The following is a 19,550-nucleotide window of genomic DNA, read 5'->3' as shown; positions in this document are numbered from 1 at the left end:
TTTACTATTATGAAAATAGTTTACCAATAATAAAACGTGTTTGTAAACTATCAATTACTAGGTTAAGTATCCCTTTTCAGGAGGTTTTCATGCATATCCCATTTTTATCCAGCCTGTTCCGTACTCGGGACAAGCCTCAGAACTATTACATCAGCACGGATTTCCGTTATCTGTTCGGGCCTTCCACCAGCGGCAAGATGGTGAACGAGTTCACGGCCATGCAGACAACGGCGGTGTATGCCTGTGTCCGCATCCTGGCGGAAACCTTGGCAGCTCTGCCGCTACAGCTGTACCGTTACACGCCGGGCGGCAAGGAGCGGGTCTATGACCATCCGCTGTATCATCTGCTTCATGATGAGCCGAACCCGGAGATGACCTCGTTCATCTTCCGGGAAACGCTTATGAGCCATCTACTCATCTGGGGCAATGCCTACGCCCAGATCATCCGGGACCGCTTGGGACGGGTGCAGGGACTTTATCCGCTGCGTCCAGACAAGATGACCGTCTGCCGGGATGACCGGGGACAGATTTTCTATCTGTATACCAAGACGGGTGATGAGAATCCGAATGTCAAACCATACGGGCAGGTGGTCCTGCAGAAGGAAGAAGTGCTGCATATCCCCGGCCTTGGTTTTGACGGCCTGGTCGGCTATTCGCCTATTGCCATGGCCCGCAATGCCGTGGGCATGACCATGGCCTGCGAGGAATACGGTGCGTCTTTCTTTGCCAACGGGGCCAGTCCCAGCGGGGTACTGGAGCATCCAGGCGTTCTGAAGGACCCGGGCAGAGTCCGGGATTCCTGGAATGCTGTCTATCGGGGGACAGGCAACGCGCACAAGGTAGCCGTGCTGGAAGAAGGCGTGCGCCCAGATGGGCGTCATTGATAGTAGTGTTTGGTACTACCACCCACAATCATGGGTGAGTTGACCTGTCTTACCGCAAAGTGAAAGCTGATACGGGAACATAGCACGACAGGAAAGCGGTAAGTTACTCAAAGGCTAAAGGGTACGACTGAACCGCCACAACAATCGGATATGAGGTTTAAGGTATCTACTGAACGTGAGACTTGAGTGTCCATTTCCGAGGGGAATTGGGAAATTAGCCTGTTACCCATTCCGTGACTGACTGTCTTTACATCCTTCAAAGGCGGCATGATTGCGAATGTCACGGCACGAGCAGGAGAACCTGTGTTAAAGAGTCTAAAGCGGAACCGATAATTCGAGCATACCAAGCAATGACGCTAACTGGGGATACCCTAAAGGCGGATGCCGAAAGGCTATAGTCTATAGGACTTGAATACCGCCCATGGGTACGGAGCGTTCGTAGTAGTCCGAGAGAGTTAATAGCTCTTACATGGCGAAGGAACGCAGCTTATGCAACTCTAAAAGGAAAGGTGAAAGGGAGGAGAAACCTCAATGAAACCAACATCTGAAATTTTAGAACGAATGTACAGAAATTCTGAAGAGCATTCAGACGGTATCTACACGCGGCTCTATAGGTATCTTTTGCGAGAGGATATTTACATGACCGCATACAAGAACCTTTACGCAAACAAGGGCGCAGGAACTGAGGGTGTGGACAATGATACGGCTGACGGTTTTGGAAAGGAATATGTGAATCAGATTATTGATGAACTGAAAAACCAAACCTATGAGCCAAAAGCGGTAAAACGTGTCTACATTCCTAAGCGCAACGGAAAAATGCGTCCATTAGGTATTCCGTCATTCAGAGACAAACTGATACCGGATGCGATACGGCAGATACTTGAAGTAATCTATGAGCCTGTTTTCAGTACTCATTCGCACGGATTCAGACCGAATAGAAGCTGTCACTCAGCGCTGAAAGAAATCAGCCGTTCTTTCCGCAGTACGAAATGGTTTGTCGAGGGAGACATTAAGGGATGCTTTGACAACATTGACCACACGGTTCTGCTGAATCTGCTTTCTGAGAAGATTAAGGACAGCAAGTTCATAAATCTGATAGGAAAGTTTCTGAAAGCGGGCTACATGGAAAATTGGGAGTACCACAAGACATACAGCGGAACTCCGCAGGGCGGCATTCTTTCCCCGATTCTTGCAAATATATATCTGCATGAGTTGGACAAGAAAGTAGAAGCCATGCAGAAAGAATTTAATGCGCCTGCTGATTATGCCTATACACCTGCATACGGCAAAAAGGTGAGAGGAATTGTCAAATTGCAAAAGCGTTACGGCGAATGCGTTGATGAAGCGGAAAAGAAAGAACTGTTAAAACAGATTCATAAGCTTGAAGTGGAAAAGCGCAGATTGCCATACAAGGACGCTTCCGACAAGAAAATCGCCTATGTACGCTATGCTGATGATTTTATTATCGGTGTCAGCGGAAGCCGTGAGGATGCGGAGCGTATAAAGCAGGAGCTTACGTTGTTTGTGGCAACAAGATTAAAACTGGAATTGTCTGACGAGAAAACAAAAATCACGCACAGTTCCGGCAATGCTCATTTTCTCGGATATGACATCAACGTGCGCAGATGTCAGGAATCCAAAAGGAAAACCAATGGGGTTTTACAGCGGACGCTTAATAACTCTGTGGAATTGCTTATTCCCATGGAGCGGATTGAGAAGTTCATGTACGACCGTGAGATTGTCATTCAAGGTAAGGACGGCAAACTCATCCCATGGCAAAGAAACTCAATGGCGGGTCTTACTGACCTTGAAATTGTAGATACCTATAACTCGCAGACTCGTGGAATCTGTAATTATTACTGCATAGCCAGTAATTTCTCAAAGCTGACGTATTTCGTTTATCTGATGGAATACAGCTGTCTGAAAACACTTGCTAAGAAGCATAAAACCAGAATATCAGGCATAAAGAGGATATTCAAGTGCGGAAAGTCGTGGGGCATTCCTTATAAAACGAAGAAAGAGAAAAAGCGCATGATGATTGTGAAATTCTCGGACTTCAAACGAGGAACTGTCTTTGACGAACCAAGCATTGATACGGTGAAGAACCATATCCATTTCAACACAAGAAATTCTCTTGAAGCCAGGTTGAAGGCTTGTAAATGTGAATTATGCGGTGCGGAAGGTGATGGCATTGCTTTTGAAATTCATCACATCAACAAGATGAAAAACCTCAAAGGTAAGGAGCAATGGGAAATGGCGATGATTGCAAGAAAGCGGAAAACACTTGTTGTTTGTAAAGAATGCCATAAGAAAATCCATCATTCGTCATAGTGTAAATGGAAAGCCGTGTACATCGAGAGGTGTAAGCACGGTTTGGGGAGAGGCTTGTGCAAACCGACATTGGAAACAATGCACGGCGGCACTTGCCTACTCTACATGAAGTACCAGCAGATCGGCATCCCGCCGGAAGAAGCACAGTTCCTGGAAACGCGGAAGTTCCAGCTCGATGAGATTGCCCGGCTCTACCGCATCCCGCCACACATGATTGGCGACCTGGAGAAAAGTTCCTTCAATAACATCGAGCAACAGTCCATGGAATTTGTGAAATACACTCTGGACCCATGGGTTATCCGCTGGGAGCAGGCCATGCAGAAAGCCCTGTTCCTGCCGGAAGAGAAAAAGCAGTATTTCCTGAAGTTCAACGTGAACGGCCTCTTGCGCGGCGACTACGAGAGCCGCATGACCGGGTACAGCATCGGTCGGCAGAACGGCTGGCTGTCCGCCAACGATATCCGGGAGATGGAAGACATGAACCCTGTGCCAGATGAGGAAGGCGGCAACCTGTACCTGGTGAACGGCAGCATGACCAAGCTCAAGGACGCCGGGGCCTTTGCCCAGAAGGGAGAAACGAATGAAACATAAATTTTGGAGATGGGTGACAAATGTTGCCCACGATGCCTTTGACAGCGAACGGACGCTGTACCTGGACGGACAGATTTCGGACGAGACCTGGTGGGGCGATGAAGTGACCCCGAAGGCGTTCAAGGATGAACTGAACGCGGGTAGCGGCGATATCACCCTCTGGATCAACAGCCCGGGCGGTGACTGTTTTGCTGCTGCCCAGATTTATAACATGCTCATGGATTATCCTGGGAACGTCACCGTCAAGATTGACGGCCTGGCGGCTTCAGCGGCTTCCGTCATTGCCATGGCCGGAACGAAGGTCTGCATGTCGCCGGTGGCCATCCTGATGATCCACAATCCGGCGACCATGGCTTACGGGGACAAGGCTGAGATGGAAAAGACCATCGGCATGCTGAGCGAGGTCAAGGAAAGCATCATCAATGCCTATGAAATCAAGAGCGGCCTGGCCCGCACGAAGATTGCTCATATGATGGATGACGAGACCTGGCTCAATGCCCGCAAAGCCGTGGAACTGGGCTTTGCCGATGAAATCCTGTTTGACCAGGAAGACGGGGAACAGCAGCCGGAAGCCATGCTGTACAGTCCGGTCACGGTGACGAATTCCTTTGTACAGAAACTGAACCCCAAGAAACCCTTGCAGAAAGTGCCAGCCGCAAATCTCGAAAAGCGGCTGGCATTGCTCATTCATTGACAGGAGGACAAGCATAATGGATACGATTTTAGCACTGCGCGAGAAGCGCAAGAACCTCTGGGATGCGGCGAAAGCCTTCCTGGATACGGCCCGCGATGAGAACGGCATGGTATCGGCAGAGGACGCGGCCCGGTACGACAAGATTGAAGCGGATGTAGTGAACCTGGGCAAGGAAATCGACCGCCTGGAACGCCAGCAGCAGCTCGATGCCCAGCTGGCCCAGCCGACATCTTCTCCCATCACGGAACAGCCCGGTGCCAGGAACCAGGTGCCGGAAAAGAAAGGCCGTGCATCCATGGCTTACCAGAAAGCCTTCTGGGACAGCATCCGCCATAAGAACTTCATCGATGTACAGAACGCCCTGAGCGTGGGCACGGATGCCGATGGCGGCTACCTGGTGCCGGATGAATTCGAACATCAGCTCATCGACAAGCTTCAGGAAGAGAACTTCTTCCGCAGCCTGGCGACGGTCATCCATACCAGCGGCGACCGCAAGATTCCCGTCGTGACGGGACATGGCGAAGCATCCTGGATGGAAGAGAATGGCCTCTACCCGGATAGCCAGGATACCTTCGGCCAGCAGTCCATCGGGGCGTACAAGCTGGGGACGGCTATCCGTGTGTCGGAAGAACTCCTGAATGACAGCGTCTTCGACCTGGAAAGCTATATCGCCGGCGAATTCGCCCGCCGTATCGGCACGAAGGAAGAAGAAGCCTTCCTCATCGGCGATGGGAGGAACAAGCCGACCGGTGTATTTCCGTCTGCGGAATTGGGCGTGACGGCCAATGGCGCATCTATTACCTTTGATGATGTCATCGACCTGTATCACTCCCTTCGTATCCCGTACCGCCGCAAGGCCGTATGGCTTCTGAACGACGCTACAATCAAGGCCCTGCGCAAAATCAAAGACAACAACGGCAACTACATCTGGCAGCCGTCCGTCACGGCCGGGACACCGGATACCATCCTGAACCGTCCCTGCTACAGCACATCCTTTGCCCCGGAACTGGCGGCCGGCAACCGTCCCATGCTCTTCGGCGATTTCAGCTACTACTGGATTGCCGACCGGGAATACCGCTCCTTCAAGCGTCTCAACGAACTGTATGCCGCCAACGGCCAGATTGGCTTCCTCGCAAGCCAGCGCGTCGATGGCATGCTGATGCTGAAGGAATCGGTCAAGGCCCTGGAGATGAAGGCGAAGGGATAAGCCATGCTGGTCAGCCTGGAAGAAGCCAGGGAATATCTGCGGATTGATGAGGGTGATACGTCCAATGATGACGTCATCCTGTCTTCCCTGGAAACGGCCCAGGCCTTGTGCCTGGACCTGGCCCGCTGCGAGGAAGCGGATGCCGAAGAGAATCCCGTCGTGTTCCATGAAGCCATCCTATATGCCGCCGCCTTTTTGTACGAGCATCGGGAAGAAGCCGATTATTCCGGTCTGCTGAAGCGGCTGCGGTGGCTGCTGTTCGGGGTGCGGCGGAGCTGTTTTTGAAAGGGGGATGCCCATGAAGACCGGGCTTTTGAACAAACGGATTGAAATCCTGGGGAAGCAGGCGGCAACGGATGCATACGGCTTCGACACCCAGACCGACGTCGTGGTGTACCGCTGCTGGGCATCCATCGAGCCTGCCCGGGGCAAAGTGTTCTATGAGATAGAACGCAAGGCGGACACGGAGTACAGCAAGATTACCATCCGCTGGCGACCGGGCGTTACTCACGACATGAAGGTGAAGTACCAGAATCACCTGTACGACATCGACACCATCGTGGACCCGTACATGCGCCACGAAGCCCTGGAACTGTACTGCACGGAAGAAGTGAGGGGGACGGACAATGAGCGGAAGTGACTTTGAGGTCAAAGGATTGGATGACCTTTCGGAAAAACTGCTTTCTGTCATTGAAGAGTTTCCCGGCACTGCTGAAAAGGGCCTGGTGACGATTGGCAACAAGCTCAGGAAGGAGTGCGTGAAGAACACGCCGGAAGGCAGCACGGGCAAGCTGAAGAAAGGCTGGAAGCACAAGGTGGAAGGCTATAACGGCTCGGAGCTGACCTATGAACTGGTCAACCGGCACCCGGTCCATCACCTGCTCAATAACGGCCATGTCAAGAAAACGCCGGGCAGCAGGACCGTTGGCTATTATGAAGGCCAGCATTATACGGAGAAATCCGTCAAGGCCTTTGAAGCCCGGGAATTGCAGCCGGGCCTGGAGAAACTGGCGAAGAAGCTCCTGAAGAAAGCAGGCGGCACATGATCCATGACATCGACATCCTGCAGGCCATACAGCAGAAGCTGAAGGAACGGTTCCCGTATCCCGTGTATCTGCAGGAAGTGAAGGAAGGGTTCCGTCCGCCAGCGTTTTTCCTGAAGACGATGACGGTGGCTTCGCCCCAGAGCTGCAAGGAGGTGTACCGGGATACGGATATGTACATCACCTATATACCGCAGAAGCAGACGGCCAGCGCATCCATCTATGAAGTGCTGGCTGCTGCAGAAGACCTGTTCCGTGACGGGATTGCCGTCCAGGACAGGTTTTTTGCTGTCCGCTCGATGAACGAGGAACTCATCGGTGCCGACAACGACGGCGGCCGGCTGACGCTGACCGTCCAGTACTATGATTCTGCCGATGAAACGGAAGCAGCCGAACGGATGAAAGTGCTGCATCAGCGGTATCGGGGAAAGGAGACAACGAAATATGAAAATGCCATCCATTAATGTCGTGTTCAAGGAAAAAGGTATCAGTGCCATCGAGCGCAGTGAGCGCGGCATTGTCCTCATGATCCTGAAGGAAGAGACCCTGCCTTCGGTGACGGAAGTGAATCTGTATACGGCAGATGACATCCCCAAGGAACTGTCCGACAGCAACCGGGAGCAGCTGGAACTGGCGCTCCGGGGCTATGTGAACAGCCCGAAGAAGGTCATCGCCGAAATCATCAGCAGTGAAGCCGAGGACTATACGGATATCCTGAAGGTCATCGAGAACAAGCGCTTCGACTACCTGGTCATCCCGGACATCGGAACGTCGCACATCGATACCATCGCCACCTGGGTCAAAGGGATGCGTACCAATAAAGACAAGATGATCAAGGCCGTCCTGCCAGACTGTACGGCGGATACGGAAGGGGTCATCAACTTCGTCAACAAGACCATCCGCACGAAGAGCAAGACCTATACGACGGCCCAGTACTGCAGCCGCATTGCCGGCATCATCGCCGGGACGCCCATGACGATTTCCTGCACCTACGCGCCGCTGTCGGAAGTCATCGGCTGCGATGTGTGGACGAAAGAGGAAATGGACACCATGGCCGGAGCAGGGAAGCTGTTCTTCTTCTTTGACGGTGAAAAGGTGAAACTGGCCCGGGGCATCAACTCCCTGGTGACCACCGTCCAGGACAAGGGGACGAGCTTCCAGAAAATCAAGCTCGTGGACCTGATGGACATGATGCACGATGACATCCGCACGACGGCCCAGGACCATTACCTCGGGAAGTACGCCAACAGCTATGCGAACCGCTGCCTCCTGGTGACGGCCATCCAGGGATATCTTGACCAGCTGGCCCAGGAAGGGCTGCTGGAACAGGACCAGAACACAGCCTATATCGATGTGGAATCCACGAAGATATGGCTGGAATCCAACGGCAAATACACCAAGGCGGAACTGGCAGACATGTCCGATATGGACATAAAGCTGGCCAATATCGGCAGCAATGTGTTCATCGCCGTCAAGGCATCGCTGCTGGATGCCATGGAAGACGTGACGATTACCATCAATATCTGAGGAGGTGAAGCCGGATGAACAGTATGGAAGCCAAACGGGTCATGAACGGCAAGTATGCTGACCTGTATATCGACGGCGACCTCATGGCCGAAGCAACGGCGTTTAAGGCCGAGGTCACACTGACCAAGGAAGAAGTGAAGATGCTCCGCCATGTAGGCAAGGGCTACAAGGTCACAGGCTACGACTGCAAAGGCCAGCTGAAGCTGCATAAGGTGTCGAGCTACATGGTTCGGAAGATGAACGACAACATCAAGGCGGGCAGGCAGACTGTCGTGACCATCGTCTCTGTTCTGGATGACAAGGATGCCATCGGCAGCGAGCGCATCGTCATCAAGGACGCGACCTTTGACAGCCTGATCCTGGCTGACTGGGAAGTGGACAAGATGGGCGAAGAAAGCTACAGCTTCACCTTCTCGGACTGGGACCTCTTGGATTTAGCATAAGGAGAACAAGCAGATGAATATGGTAGACCGACTGCTGAAAGCAGATGTAGTGAACAAGCTGGCCGAACGGCCTGAAAAGAAAGTGAAGATGGAACGGCTCTCGAAGCTGTTCGGGTTCGATTTTGTCATCACGCTCCGGGCCATCGACCCGGAACGCTATGCGGATATCCAGAAGATGGCCGTGGATTTCACCAACGGCAGCGCCGATAACATCGACATTTATCAGATGCAGACGCAGACGCTCCTGGCGGGGATTGCAGACCCGGATCTCAAGAACAAGGACCTGCTGGAAAAATTCGGAGTTGTACTCCCTGGTGACATCATTCGCAAGCTCTTCCTGGCCGGAGAGATTGCCGACCTTACGGCACAGATTACAGAACTCAACGGCTATACGACCCAGGAAAAGGCAGACAAAGCCGTAAAAAACTGATTCAGACCGATGGCGAAGTGCAGGCGATGTATCTCCTGTTCCGGGAGCATCACCTGCTGCCGTCAGCGGTCATGAAACTGGGATACGGTGAACGGCAGGTGCTGTACGCTTTTATCCGGTATGAGATGGAAGAAAGGGAAAAGAAAAAGCAGGCCCAAAAATAGTGTAGTCTGCTGTTCTTTTTAGCGCTTGCGGATGTATGCTGTGGCCGGACCAGAGCCGACTTTGATGATATAGCCCTCTTTTACTAGACTGGACAAAGTGCGTTCTATGGTTCCCTGGCTGATATCTGGGCAGCGTTCCATCAGATCTTTTTTGCTGATTTTTCCTAGTGTCTGGGAAATGATGGCTTTGATCCGGTCTGGCTTGGAAATCTTTCTGGTTACCAGATATTGGATCCGATCTTCGAATTCATCATATGCTTTTATGATGATGCCCAAATAATATTTCACAAAAGGCGCATAGGTGTTTTGGTTTTCGTGCCAGCCGGAAGAACTTGCCTGAAGAGCTTCGTAGTAAGTGGTTTTCGTTTTTTCAATCAGCATTTCCAGGCTGATGTATTTCCCGACGATGTAGCCGGCACGATATAAAAGAAGGAGTGTCAGAAGTCGGCTCATCCGTCCGTTTCCGTCATTGAATGGATGAATGCAGAGAAAATCCAGAATGAACATGGGAGTCAGCAACAATTTATCCATTATGTTTTCCTGCCAGGCATTCTGGAACGATTGACATAAAGAATCCATAGCGTCAGCTGTCTGAAAGGCAGGAACGGGGATAAACCTTACCTTTTGATGCCCTTGTGCGTCTGTTTCTGCAATTACGTTATCTGCATTTTTATAGTCTCCTCCTATAGCTCCTGTCGAATAAGCGTACAGGTCCCGATGGAGCTGTCTGATGACATTAGGAACAGGAGAAATATAGTCATGATTTTCATGAATCAAGGCGAGTACTTCACGATATCCAGCAATTTCCTGTTCAGACCGATTATGCGGTTTAGCTTTTTGGCTGACCAGTGCTTCTAATCGCTTGTCACTGGTGCGTATTCCCTCAATACGGTTGGAAGCCCCTGTACTCTGGATCATGGCAACGTCTACCAGCGTTTTTAGTTCGTCTGTATTCGCTTCCAGAAATAAATCCTGCCGTCCCTTGTGTTCATGGATACAGGTGAGAAGCTGGACGATCTCAGGTGTCAGTAAATTTTGTATTTCCTGCGAGTAGTTAAATGTCCGCATAAAAATCTCCCTCATTTTTCTATCATCTGCCACATTTTAGCATGAAATGAGGCAGATAGCAAGAGAATGAGGCAGATAAATAAGGCAGATGATGGAAAGTGAGGTGAAACAGCATGGCCAATAACGTCATTGATGCCGCCATCCGGCTGCGGGATTTGTTCACGCCGACGGTGCGGAGTGTCAACGCCAGCCTGGGGGCCATGAAGACCCAGATGGCGGCGGCGAAACAATCGGTCAGCGGCCTGTCGGACAAGCTGACGGAGCATGAGCGCATCCAGAAGCGGACGGTAAAGAGCATCGAGCAGACGGGAAGCAAGATCTCCAGCCTGTCGGACAAGATGGCCCTGCTGTCAGCCCCCATCCTGGCGACGGCAACGGCAGGCTTCAAGCTGCACAGTGACTTTGCTAACGGCATCGCCAAGATTTCTACCCTGGTGGATACGACGGTCGTTTCCATGCAGAAGGTCAGTGATGAAATCCGTGCTGTCAGCGATGAGACCGGGGCAGGCGTTGCCGACCTTTCCGAATCGGTCTACCAGGCCATCTCGGCGGGTGTCGATGCCGGCCATGCTGTAGGCTTTGTCAAGGATATGACCATCGCCGCCAAGGCCGGGTTCACAGATACGACAACTGCCGTAAACGGCGTCACGACCGTCCTCAATGCCTATGGTAAATCGGCAGAAGAAGCCACGGCGGTGACGGACCAGATGCTCCTGGCACAGAACTTCGGCAAGACATCCTTTGGCGAGATGGCCCAGTCCATGGGCAACGTCATCCCCATTGCGGCACAGCTCAATGTCAGCACCCAGGAACTGTTCGGTTCCATCGCCGTCCTGACCAAGAACGGTATCCGGACCAGCGAGGCCATTACAGGACTCAAGGCGGCCTACAGCAACATTCTGAAGCCGTCTTCTGAAGCATCGAAACTGGCTCAGTCCCTGGGTCTTGAGTTCAACGCGGCTCATTTGCAGAGCGTAGGATGGCTGAAGTTCCTGGGCGAAGTGAAGCGGGCCACGGGCGGTGATGCCGAACAGATGGCCCAGCTCTTTGGTTCTGTCGAGGGTCTGAACAGCATCCTGGTCCTGACGGGTAAGGGAGCCGGGGATTTCGATAAGGTCATGGACCAGATGGCCCAGTCTGCCGGCATGACCCGGGAAGCCTATGAGAAGATGCTGACCCCGTCGGAGCAGATGCAGATTGCTATGAACCAGCTGAAGAATGCCGGGATGGACCTGGCTGTTTCCTTTACCCCTTATTTCAAGACCATGTCCCTGCGGGTGAAGGAACTGGCGGCCTGGTTCCGGTCGCTGACGCCGGAGCAGAAGACGCTGATCGGCCAGGTGGCTTTCGGCATCGTGACCTTCCAGCTCTTCGGTTCCACCCTGGGACGGGTGCTGACGATAGGCGGACGGGCCTTTGGGACGTTCAGCTCCATCGCCGCGGGCATCAGCAGGGCCGGGAGCGTATCGAAGTATCTGGCTGCCCAGTTCAAGGGCCTCGTCACGGTGGCAAGAGGCATCGCCATCGTTGCCAAAGGCATGGGCAGTACGTTCCTGACCGTGGGCAGGATGATGATTACCGTTATCCGGGCAGTCGGCGCAGCAGCGATGGCCAATCCAATCCTGATTGTCATCGCTGCCGTCATCGCAGGGCTGTATCTCCTCTGGAGCAACTGGGATACAGTTTCTCAGTATATCGAACAGGCCATCCAGGCGGTGTCGGATGCTGTGGATGCCGGGATGCAATGGATTGCTTCGGTCTGGGACGGGGCCATGAACGGCATCAGCGAGACGGCTTCCAGCATCTGGGAGAGCATCAAGGATACTTTCCGGAGCGGCGTGAACTGGGTCATCGACCAGGTGAACGGACTTATTGCCAGCGTCAACGGCCTGTCCATTGACATCCCGTCTCTGACAGGCGGGGCGCCGACTCATGTGGGATTCAATATTGAACCCATCAGCCATTTTGCCGGAGGCGTCGAAAACTTTGGCGGCGGCTTTGCGGTCATCAACGAAGACCGCCGGGGCGAGCTGGTCCACCTGCCAAACGGTAGTACCGTGATTCCTCATGATGAAAGCATCCGGCAGGCCATGCACGCAGGCAGCCACTCCATCACTATTTGCATCGACACGATGAACGTCCGCAGCGAGCAGGACATCGACGCCATAGCTGATAAGCTGGTGGAAAAGATCCGGTTGTACGGTATGAATCGCATGAAAGGAGCGACCATCTGATGGCTTCATTCTTAGAATCCATCCTGAATGCCATCGGGCAGGCGTCACAGGATCTGACGATTTCCCTGGCTGCGGGCAGCTCTGTCGTGACCTTTCCCGTGCTGCCTTCGGAACTGATGGTTTCCGTCAATACGAATCATGGCACGGTGAATATCAACAATTACGGGGAGTATCTCATGAAAGGCAGGACCGGGCTGAAGTCCCTGACGCTGGCGGGATTTTTCCCCGCCCAGGATTATCCCTTTGCCATGATGACGATGTCGCCTTATACCTATATCGCCGAACTGGAATCCATGCGTACAGGCGGCGAGGTCTGCCAGCTCACGGTATCGGATACACCCATCTCCATGCCCTGCCTGATCAGCTCCTTCAAGTTCGGGGAAAAGGACGGCAGCGGTGATGTGTATTATGAACTGGCGCTGACGGAATACCGCTATGTCACAGCGGCGGAAACTGGGAAAACGGACCCGGCAACGGGGCTGAAGAAACGCCCTGAGTCATTCTGGCAGAAGATGAAGAAGAATATCACCTATTATCCGGGCGACAGCATCGGCAATGTCGTGGGCCGGGCCGTCGGAAAATCGGTCACGCTCAATAAGGAGCAGTTCTCCAAGTTCCAGGTCTACCGCAGCATCATCCGCAGCGGCGGCCTATCGGCGGGGGACATCATTCGGCTGACGACCATGAACCTGAAAAGGAATGATGAAAATGTTCCAGTTGGCAAAGATAAATAAGGCAGATACGGGAAACCAGCAGGCAGACAAACCGCAGAACACGGACTTGTCTGCCTATGCCCTTTCTTATACCTGGTCGGGCGATGTGGAGCAGGCCGGAAGAAAGCTGGAATTTGATATCGCCTATACCACGAAAGACAAGGACTGGACGAATGCCGTTCTGGAGCTGGGAGATGAAGTGTGTCTTTCCTATACCGATGAGGTCACGCAGGAGACGTACCCCGTTTTCCAGGGGCGCATCTTTTCCCGGAGCCGGGACAGCGAGTCCTATGCCATGCGCTTTGTGGCCTTCGACAATATCATCTATCTGGCAAAATCCCGCATTACCCGGAAATACGCCAATGTGACCGTGGCTGATGCCATCCGGCAGACCATCCATGACTTTTCCATCGAAGCCGGGATGATGCCGGATCTTTCCGTGGTATGCAGTTTCATCGCCGATGACATCTCAGTGACCGATGCCATCAAGCAGGCGCTGTTTTACCAGTCGGCACAGGATGGCAAGGGGTATCATATCTACATGACGGACGGGAAGCTGAATGTGGTCTGTACCAATGACCAGGTGGTGGAGAACTTCCTCATCAGCGATGAAACGAATCTCACCGGGGCATCTGTGTCCGAGTCCATCGAAGACATGGTGTCGAAAGTGGTGGTCGTAGACAGTGCGGGCCAGACGAAAGGCGAGATGCCGAATGGCACCGACATCGCACGATTCGGCACCATCCAGGCCATCTGCAAGGCCGACCCCAAGCAGGACGATGCCTCGCAGGCCCGGGCCATGCTGAAGACCGTTGCCCATGATATGTCCGTCAAGGCGCTCGGCCATATCCAGTGCATTGCCGGCTTTTCCGTGGATATCCAGGAAGAACAGCTCAAAGGGCGGTTCTTCATCAAATCGGACAGCCATCGGATTGAGGGCAACAGGCATACCATGGAGCTGCATCTGGTCTTCCATAAACTGCTGGATGAGCAGAAGCAGGAACTCGACAGTGCGTCCTATAATGCGAACCCCGATTACGTGCCGCCTGCAGCGGCCGCTTCGGGCAGCCGGAGCGGGGCGTCCATGAGCGGGAATGCCGCCGGAGGCGATGTGGTGGATTCGTGCATGGAGAATTTCGATGGCACCGTTTCACCTTATGGCTCCAATGGCTGCGTGGACCGGGCAACAGTTGCCGCTGCCGGGTATTCGCCCTTTGCCGCGCAGGAATATAACAGCAACGTCAAAGGATGCGACCAGCTCCGGGCCGATGCCGAAGCCCAGGGATTGGCGATTCCCTACGACCCGGCACAGCTGGAGAAAGGCGACATCATCATGTACAACCGCTACAGCAAGCCGGATCCGAACTGGCATGTCGTGGTCTATGACGGCAACGGCGGATGCTGGGGCAACAGCTCTAATGTGTACGGCTGTTTCCATCATTACGAAGGGAGCATCGACATGGGGAGCGACTATTATCCGGCGACCATCATCAAGACGTCAAGGGGGTGACGGGAAATGCAGAAAAATCCATATATCAGCCTGCTGAACCTTATGGAGCAGGTATCGAGGAGCAGCAACAGCCCATCCATCCAGATTGGCGAGATACTCCAATCCCCACCGGACATCAAGGTGAAATACAACGGCATCATCCTGACGAAAGAGGAACTGTGGATTTCCCATTATCTTCTGGCAGGCTATGGAAGAACAGCTGAAGGACATCTGGTATCGGCTACCCAGAACCGGGCAGGTGGCAGTGGGGATGCGGCCTATCAGTCGCATAACCATGAGATTGACAACGACTATACCGATTCGGTGATTACTACGGATACCTTGAAGCCGGGCATGAAAGTCGCCATCATGCCCATGCTGGTGAATGGGAAGATCCAGCAGTATGTGATTTTAGATGAGATTGTGAGGTTGGACGGATATGGCTGATCCTTTTGTGGCCTTGGCATCCGGCGCGGATGCCAAGGCCAGAGAAACACTGCCGCTCCTCTCGGAATACGGCTATGACTTCGAGAAGCACCAGTTCCGCTATGACGAGAACGGGAACAATATCACCGTGACAGAAGTTGAAGCTCTCAAGGTGTGGATTTATAAAGCCCTGATGACGGAACGGTACCGGTATCTGGCCTACCATGATGAATACGGCATTACCATTGAACCCTATCAGGGAACGATGCCCAACAACGTCTATACGGCAGACCAGATCTGCCAGAACATCCGGGAGGGGCTGATCGTCAATCCCTATATTGCCCGGATCAACCGGGTGGATGTGGAAAAGCGGGAGAAAGATGATTTGTTCATTCTGGTGGATGTGACATCCATTTACAGCGATGAAAGCATCACGGTTGCTGCAGAAAGGAGTCTTGCATGAGCAATTTGTTCGATGCCCAGACAAAAGACCAGATTGAGAGCCGCATGGTGCAGACCCTGCACACGCTGACCGAAACGGACAAGACGGCTATCGAGGGTTCTTTTACCCGGGATATGATTGATACCAATGCCGTGGAATTCGAGAACAGCTATGCCGAGATGGCCATGCTCCGGGACGCGGCGTTTGCTGAAACTGCCTGGGGTGACTATCTGACGCTCCGGGCCGAGGAATTCGGCATCCAGCGGAAACAGGCCGTGAAAGCCAATGGACAAGTGACGGTTACCGGGCAGTCCGGGGCTTACATCATACGTGGCAGCCTGTTCCAGACGAAAGACGGGCTGCGGTTCTACACGACAGAATCTGCTACGATTCCCTCTGACGGAACGGAAGCAGACATTGCTGTCCAGGCCGCAGATACAGGGGTGAAAGGGAATGTGGCACCGGGGACGATTACGGAAATCCCTTATTCCATCCCCAACGTGTACAGCGTAATAAACCCGGAGAAATGCACGGACGGGGCCGATGAGGAAACGGATGCGGCTCTTCTGGCACGGCTCCTGTTCCGGGTTCGCCAGCCCATCACGTCCGGCAACGCCAACCATTACCGTTCCTGGGCCATGTTCGTGGATGGGGTGGGCAACTGCAAGGTCATCCCGCTCTGGAACGGGAACGGTACAGTGAAAGTCATTATTGTGACGGCAGAGAATGAATCGGCTTCCAAGGAGCTGATTCAGAAAGTGTCCCGGTACATCGAATCCCAGCGGCCCATCGGGGCTACCGTGACTGTGGTATCTCCGGCACCCGTATCCGTGGATATTACGGCAGAAGTGTACGGCACCGTCAATGCGGATGCGGTGACGGCCGCTGTGTCTGCCTATTTCAAGAATACAGGTTTCAGCCTGTCCTATGTCAGCCTGGCCCAGATTGGCCGGCTCATCCTGAGTGTGGATGGGATTACAGACTATCGGAACCTGAAACTCGGCGGCAAGGCGGAGAACATCCGCCTGACCAATGAGCAGATCCCGGTAGTCGGAAAGGTGGTGCTGAACCTTGTCAGCGAATGAATGGATGAGGCAGCACCCCATTGATGTCCTGGACTATCTGCCGAAATTCCTGGGGAAAGATCCGATGTTCAAGAAGACGGCGGATACCTGCAGCACGGAGCATAACCGTCTGCGTCTGGCCTTGCAGGATTTGGCGGACAACTTCTTCGTGAACACAGCCACCTGGGCACTGCCACTCTATGAATCGTTCTTGGGCATCAAACCAGGTGACGGGGATACCGACGAATTCCGCAGGCAGCGGATTCTCTTCAAGCTGCAGCATGTGGATGTATCCACGGTGGATTTCATGAATTCCATCGTGAACCTGTACAGTGTCGGCCACATCGAGGAAGTGAACGAAGAATATTATTTCAAGGTGTACTGCATTATGAATGACAAGGATACGGAAACGCTCTCGAAGCTGATTGCCCAGCTCGACATCTACAAGCCGGCCCATCTGGGCTATGCCATCTATCTGGGCTATTCCTGGAACGGGAAGATTCACTGGGATGGCGAGGCAACGTTCTCGACAGCGACCATCGTATCCGGGAAAGGAGTGACGGCAAGTGGCTGAGTATATCAAGGAGAAGTGGTCAGCGGATTTTCCGGACCGGGCCGGGCAGGAAGTCCGGCCGACAGAAGCTGTAGAAAATACGCTGGATTATGATGTGCTTTTCCCTCAGTATCTTTCGGAAGACCCGGTCGTCTTCAATCAGCAGAACAGGACCGTGTCTCAGCTGGTCAGTAATGATGCCCGGCTCTATGAGCGGATTTCTGCTACGGCAGCCGACATCAATGCTCATCTGACCGATGCCAAGGCCCATGCCAGCGGCATCAGCGGCAATGCGGCCAGTGCGTCGAAACTGCAGATGGGACGGAAGATTCACCGGGTGCTGTTTGATGGCACGAGGGATATCACCCTGCCGGATTTCAGCGGCTGCAGTGAGAAGACAGCAGGCCAGAGCGGCATGGTCCCGTCACCGTCTGTGGGGAAGCTGAATACGGTCCTGCACAGCAACGGCAGCTGGGGCAAGGTCACTTATGCGGATATGGACGAAGATGCTGTGGCAAAGATCCAGGCTTGTCCGTTCCCTGTCAATGCCATCTACATTTCTACGGACGGGAAGAATCCCGCAACGTACTGGCCGGGTACGACCTGGGTGGCCTTTGCCATGGGGCGGTGCCTGATCGGGGCCGGGGCAGCAGACAGCGGGACCATGTACAAGGCTGGGGACAAGCTGGGCGAAGAGAAGCACACCAATACCCTGGCGGAAATCCCTATTCATGGCCATACAGGGAAAACCGGCGATGCCGGGAACCACAACCATGACCGGGGAAATATGAATATCACTGGTGCTTTCTGGGGCCGTGATGTGCAGAGCGGGTACAACGGCAACGGGGCCTTCTTCATCAGCGGCCGCGGGAACTGGAATGATGAAGGCGGCAGCTATCATGACAATTACCCGTCCGTCATGTCCTTTGAAGCGGCCCGGTCCTGGTCCGGCAGGACTTCGACGAATGGCAGTCATGCCCACAGTTTTACGACAGAGAATGCCGGTGGTGGCCAGCCGCACAACAACATGCAGCCATCCATCGTCGTGTACATGTTCCAACGGACGGGATAGGAGGTGAGAAATATGGCTGAATGGTTACAGATGGCCGCATCTCTGGTATCGGTCCTGATGCTCTGCGGCGTTATCTTCAATTTCAGCGTCATCAAACCCTTAAATCAATCAGTACGGAGCCTGCAGGAGTGCATTGATCATCTGCGCAGGCAACTATCCGATACGGAATCCAAACGACAGCAGATGGCAGAGCGGCTGTCCCGGGTGGAAGAAGCTACGGGGCACGTGCAGCGTCGCCTGGATGTGATTGAGCAACGGCAGAATGAGTAGGAGGTGATAGAATGGGTTTTTCGGTCATTCGAAACCGGCTCTTTTTGACAAGAGGGGATTCTGCTGAAATCACGCTGATTATTCGGGACCGGGTGACAGGTGCCATCTTTATCCCAGGTCCGGATGATCAGCTTACTTTTACCGTTAAGCGGGAGCTTTCAGATGAAAAGACAGTGATAGAAAAGCATCTGGATAGTGGTATTCTGCGCCGAGAAAATGACTGTGTTCTGATCCTGATACCAGAAGATACAGCACAGCTACCATTTGGAACCTATTGGTATGATGTGGAATTGGTGCTGGACTCTGGGTATACAGACACAATCATTCCACCCAGTCCGTTTATTATAACGGGAGAGGTAACAACCCATGGATAAGTATAAAGGCACTGTAAAGGGAATAAATACTCTGCAAGGGATTCTATCCGTGCCAGTGGTACCTTCCAGAAATTATCAAAAAAAAGTGGTCATTCCTAATAAAGAGAAACAAATCATCCGACCAGATGCGGGCTACGATGCCTTGCAGCGGGTTACGGTAGCTGCCATTCCGTCGAACTATGGCAGAATTAGCTTCAATGGATATGAGTTAAAGGTTGAGTAAAGGAGAATAACATCATGGCGAAAAATGTAAAAATCAATTCCGTAGTGTATGCAGAAGTCCCTCAAGTTTCGATTCCACTAGCAGAAGGAGAGGGAGCCGCCACTTTTTATGATACAACGGGGGCGACTGCAGTATCTGTGGATATCCTGAATGGGAAAACTGCATTCTTGGGAACCGGTTCAGTGACAGGCTCTATGCTAGATAATGGGGCTGTGGTCCTATGTCAAGTTTGAGTACAAGTTAAATTGAGGTTTCTATCAATCAGTTATCCAGCAATCAAAGCTGCCTTTTTCTTGTAGTTTGCATAT

At 53.0% G+C, this 19,550-nt stretch carries 24 protein-coding genes and 2 pseudogenes; 25 read left to right on the top strand and 1 reads right to left on the bottom strand.

Translation table 11 applies throughout. From position 1 onward, the window contains the following. Positions 1-89: 89 nt before the first annotated feature. The 13 genes and pseudogenes from H503_RS11915 to H503_RS12510 all read left to right on the top strand — a co-directional run. Positions 90-866, top strand: a pseudogene (locus H503_RS11915) (phage portal protein); the annotation flags it as partial. Positions 867-1,415: 549 nt separating this feature from the next. Next, positions 1,416-3,215: a group II intron reverse transcriptase/maturase gene (gene ltrA / locus H503_RS0106830; RefSeq protein WP_026385610.1), complete on the top strand. Its 1,800-nt coding sequence runs from the start codon at positions 1,416-1,418 to the stop codon at positions 3,213-3,215. A gap of 105 nt (positions 3,216-3,320) precedes the next feature. After that, positions 3,321-3,806 (top strand): annotated as a pseudogene (locus tag H503_RS11910) (phage portal protein); the annotation flags it as partial. Beyond that, positions 3,796-4,500 carry a head maturation protease, ClpP-related gene (locus H503_RS0106820; RefSeq protein ID WP_026385609.1) on the top strand — a complete coding sequence of 235 codons (705 nt, stop codon included), beginning with the start codon at positions 3,796-3,798 and terminating at the stop codon, positions 4,498-4,500. The pseudogene H503_RS11910 and the gene H503_RS0106820, both read left to right, overlap by 11 nt. Positions 4,501-4,516: 16 nt before the next feature. After that, positions 4,517-5,707, top strand: coding sequence for a phage major capsid protein (locus H503_RS0106815; protein WP_026385608.1), 1,191 nt, complete (start codon positions 4,517-4,519; stop codon positions 5,705-5,707). 3 nt (positions 5,708-5,710) lie between these two features. Further along, positions 5,711-5,992, top strand: coding sequence for a head-tail connector protein (locus tag H503_RS0106810; RefSeq protein ID WP_014128974.1), 282 nt, complete (start codon positions 5,711-5,713; stop codon positions 5,990-5,992). 13 nt (positions 5,993-6,005) lie between these two features. Continuing rightward, positions 6,006-6,347 carry a phage head closure protein gene (locus H503_RS0106805; RefSeq protein WP_248604846.1) on the top strand — a complete coding sequence of 114 codons (342 nt, stop codon included), beginning with the start codon at positions 6,006-6,008 and terminating at the stop codon, positions 6,345-6,347. Beyond that, positions 6,334-6,753 (top strand): HK97 gp10 family phage protein, encoded by a 420-nt coding sequence (locus H503_RS0106800; protein ID WP_026385606.1) that lies wholly within the window; start codon positions 6,334-6,336, stop codon positions 6,751-6,753. The genes H503_RS0106805 and H503_RS0106800 overlap by 14 nt, the downstream gene beginning before the upstream one ends. Continuing rightward, positions 6,750-7,214: a phage tail terminator family protein gene (locus tag H503_RS0106795; RefSeq protein ID WP_026385605.1), complete on the top strand. Its 465-nt coding sequence runs from the start codon at positions 6,750-6,752 to the stop codon at positions 7,212-7,214. The genes H503_RS0106800 and H503_RS0106795 overlap by 4 nt, the downstream gene beginning before the upstream one ends. Further along, positions 7,195-8,277 (top strand): phage tail sheath subtilisin-like domain-containing protein, encoded by a 1,083-nt coding sequence (locus H503_RS0106790; RefSeq protein WP_026385604.1) that lies wholly within the window; start codon positions 7,195-7,197, stop codon positions 8,275-8,277. Before H503_RS0106795 ends, H503_RS0106790 begins: the two co-directional genes overlap by 20 nt. Before the next feature lie 14 nt (positions 8,278-8,291). Continuing rightward, on the top strand, positions 8,292-8,720 hold the full coding sequence (locus tag H503_RS0106785; protein ID WP_026385603.1) for a phage tail tube protein: 429 nt from the start codon (positions 8,292-8,294) through the stop codon (positions 8,718-8,720). A 13-nt stretch (positions 8,721-8,733) separates the two neighbouring features. Further along, complete coding sequence (locus tag H503_RS0106780; protein ID WP_026385602.1) at positions 8,734-9,150, top strand: phage tail assembly chaperone; 417 nt, start codon at positions 8,734-8,736, stop codon at positions 9,148-9,150. Between the two features lie 26 nt (positions 9,151-9,176). Then, on the top strand, positions 9,177-9,314 hold the full coding sequence (locus H503_RS12510; RefSeq protein ID WP_169513314.1) for a hypothetical protein: 138 nt from the start codon (positions 9,177-9,179) through the stop codon (positions 9,312-9,314). Between the two features lie 18 nt (positions 9,315-9,332). On the opposite strand, the gene H503_RS0106770 is transcribed toward H503_RS12510, so the two are convergent. Next, positions 9,333-10,382: a Fic family protein gene (locus H503_RS0106770; RefSeq protein WP_211219250.1), complete on the bottom strand. Its 1,050-nt coding sequence runs from the start codon at positions 10,380-10,382 to the stop codon at positions 9,333-9,335. A 113-nt stretch (positions 10,383-10,495) separates the two neighbouring features. Here H503_RS0106770 and H503_RS0106765 point away from each other — a divergent pair, with 113 nt between their 5' ends. The 12 genes from H503_RS0106765 to H503_RS0106710 are packed head-to-tail and all read left to right on the top strand — an operon-like array spanning position 10,496 to position 19,475. Further along, a complete protein-coding gene (locus H503_RS0106765; RefSeq protein ID WP_026385600.1) occupies positions 10,496-12,616 on the top strand; it encodes a phage tail tape measure protein in 2,121 nt (706 codons plus the stop codon). After that, positions 12,616-13,350, top strand: coding sequence for a hypothetical protein (locus H503_RS0106760; RefSeq protein WP_026385599.1), 735 nt, complete (start codon positions 12,616-12,618; stop codon positions 13,348-13,350). Before H503_RS0106765 ends, H503_RS0106760 begins: the two co-directional genes overlap by 1 nt. Continuing rightward, positions 13,325-14,839, top strand: coding sequence for an XkdQ/YqbQ family protein (locus H503_RS0106755; protein WP_026385598.1), 1,515 nt, complete (start codon positions 13,325-13,327; stop codon positions 14,837-14,839). Before H503_RS0106760 ends, H503_RS0106755 begins: the two co-directional genes overlap by 26 nt. 6 nt (positions 14,840-14,845) lie before the next feature. Then, the gene (locus H503_RS0106750) at positions 14,846-15,265 is read left to right on the top strand and encodes a DUF2577 domain-containing protein (protein WP_026385597.1); all 420 of its coding nucleotides are present in this window, start codon (positions 14,846-14,848) and stop codon (positions 15,263-15,265) included. Then, the gene (locus tag H503_RS0106745; protein WP_026385596.1) at positions 15,258-15,707 is read left to right on the top strand and encodes a DUF2634 domain-containing protein; all 450 of its coding nucleotides are present in this window, start codon (positions 15,258-15,260) and stop codon (positions 15,705-15,707) included. Before H503_RS0106750 ends, H503_RS0106745 begins: the two co-directional genes overlap by 8 nt. Continuing rightward, positions 15,704-16,771, top strand: coding sequence for a baseplate J/gp47 family protein (locus tag H503_RS0106740; protein WP_026385595.1), 1,068 nt, complete (start codon positions 15,704-15,706; stop codon positions 16,769-16,771). Before H503_RS0106745 ends, H503_RS0106740 begins: the two co-directional genes overlap by 4 nt. Continuing rightward, positions 16,758-17,324 carry a putative phage tail protein gene (locus H503_RS0106735; protein ID WP_248604845.1) on the top strand — a complete coding sequence of 189 codons (567 nt, stop codon included), beginning with the start codon at positions 16,758-16,760 and terminating at the stop codon, positions 17,322-17,324. The genes H503_RS0106740 and H503_RS0106735 overlap by 14 nt, the downstream gene beginning before the upstream one ends. Further along, a complete protein-coding gene (locus H503_RS0106730) occupies positions 17,317-18,375 on the top strand; it encodes a phage baseplate protein (RefSeq protein WP_026385593.1) in 1,059 nt (352 codons plus the stop codon). Before H503_RS0106735 ends, H503_RS0106730 begins: the two co-directional genes overlap by 8 nt. A gap of 12 nt (positions 18,376-18,387) precedes the next feature. After that, positions 18,388-18,645 carry a hypothetical protein gene (locus H503_RS0106725; protein WP_248604844.1) on the top strand — a complete coding sequence of 86 codons (258 nt, stop codon included), beginning with the start codon at positions 18,388-18,390 and terminating at the stop codon, positions 18,643-18,645. Between the two features lie 11 nt (positions 18,646-18,656). Further along, complete coding sequence (locus H503_RS0106720) at positions 18,657-19,019, top strand: hypothetical protein (protein WP_035196121.1); 363 nt, start codon at positions 18,657-18,659, stop codon at positions 19,017-19,019. Further along, positions 19,012-19,242, top strand: coding sequence for a hypothetical protein (locus H503_RS0106715; RefSeq protein WP_026385590.1), 231 nt, complete (start codon positions 19,012-19,014; stop codon positions 19,240-19,242). Before H503_RS0106720 ends, H503_RS0106715 begins: the two co-directional genes overlap by 8 nt. Positions 19,243-19,256: 14 nt before the next feature. Further along, positions 19,257-19,475, top strand: a complete 219-nt coding sequence (locus H503_RS0106710; protein WP_026385589.1) for a hypothetical protein — start codon at positions 19,257-19,259, stop codon at positions 19,473-19,475. Positions 19,476-19,550 lie beyond the last annotated feature (75 nt).

The organism is Acidaminococcus intestini DSM 21505, assembly GCF_000425045.1.
GTDB classification, from domain to species: domain Bacteria; phylum Bacillota; class Negativicutes; order Acidaminococcales; family Acidaminococcaceae; genus Acidaminococcus; species Acidaminococcus intestini.
Note: the sequence above shows the minus strand (reverse complement) of the source record. Positions and strands in the feature narration are given on the sequence as shown.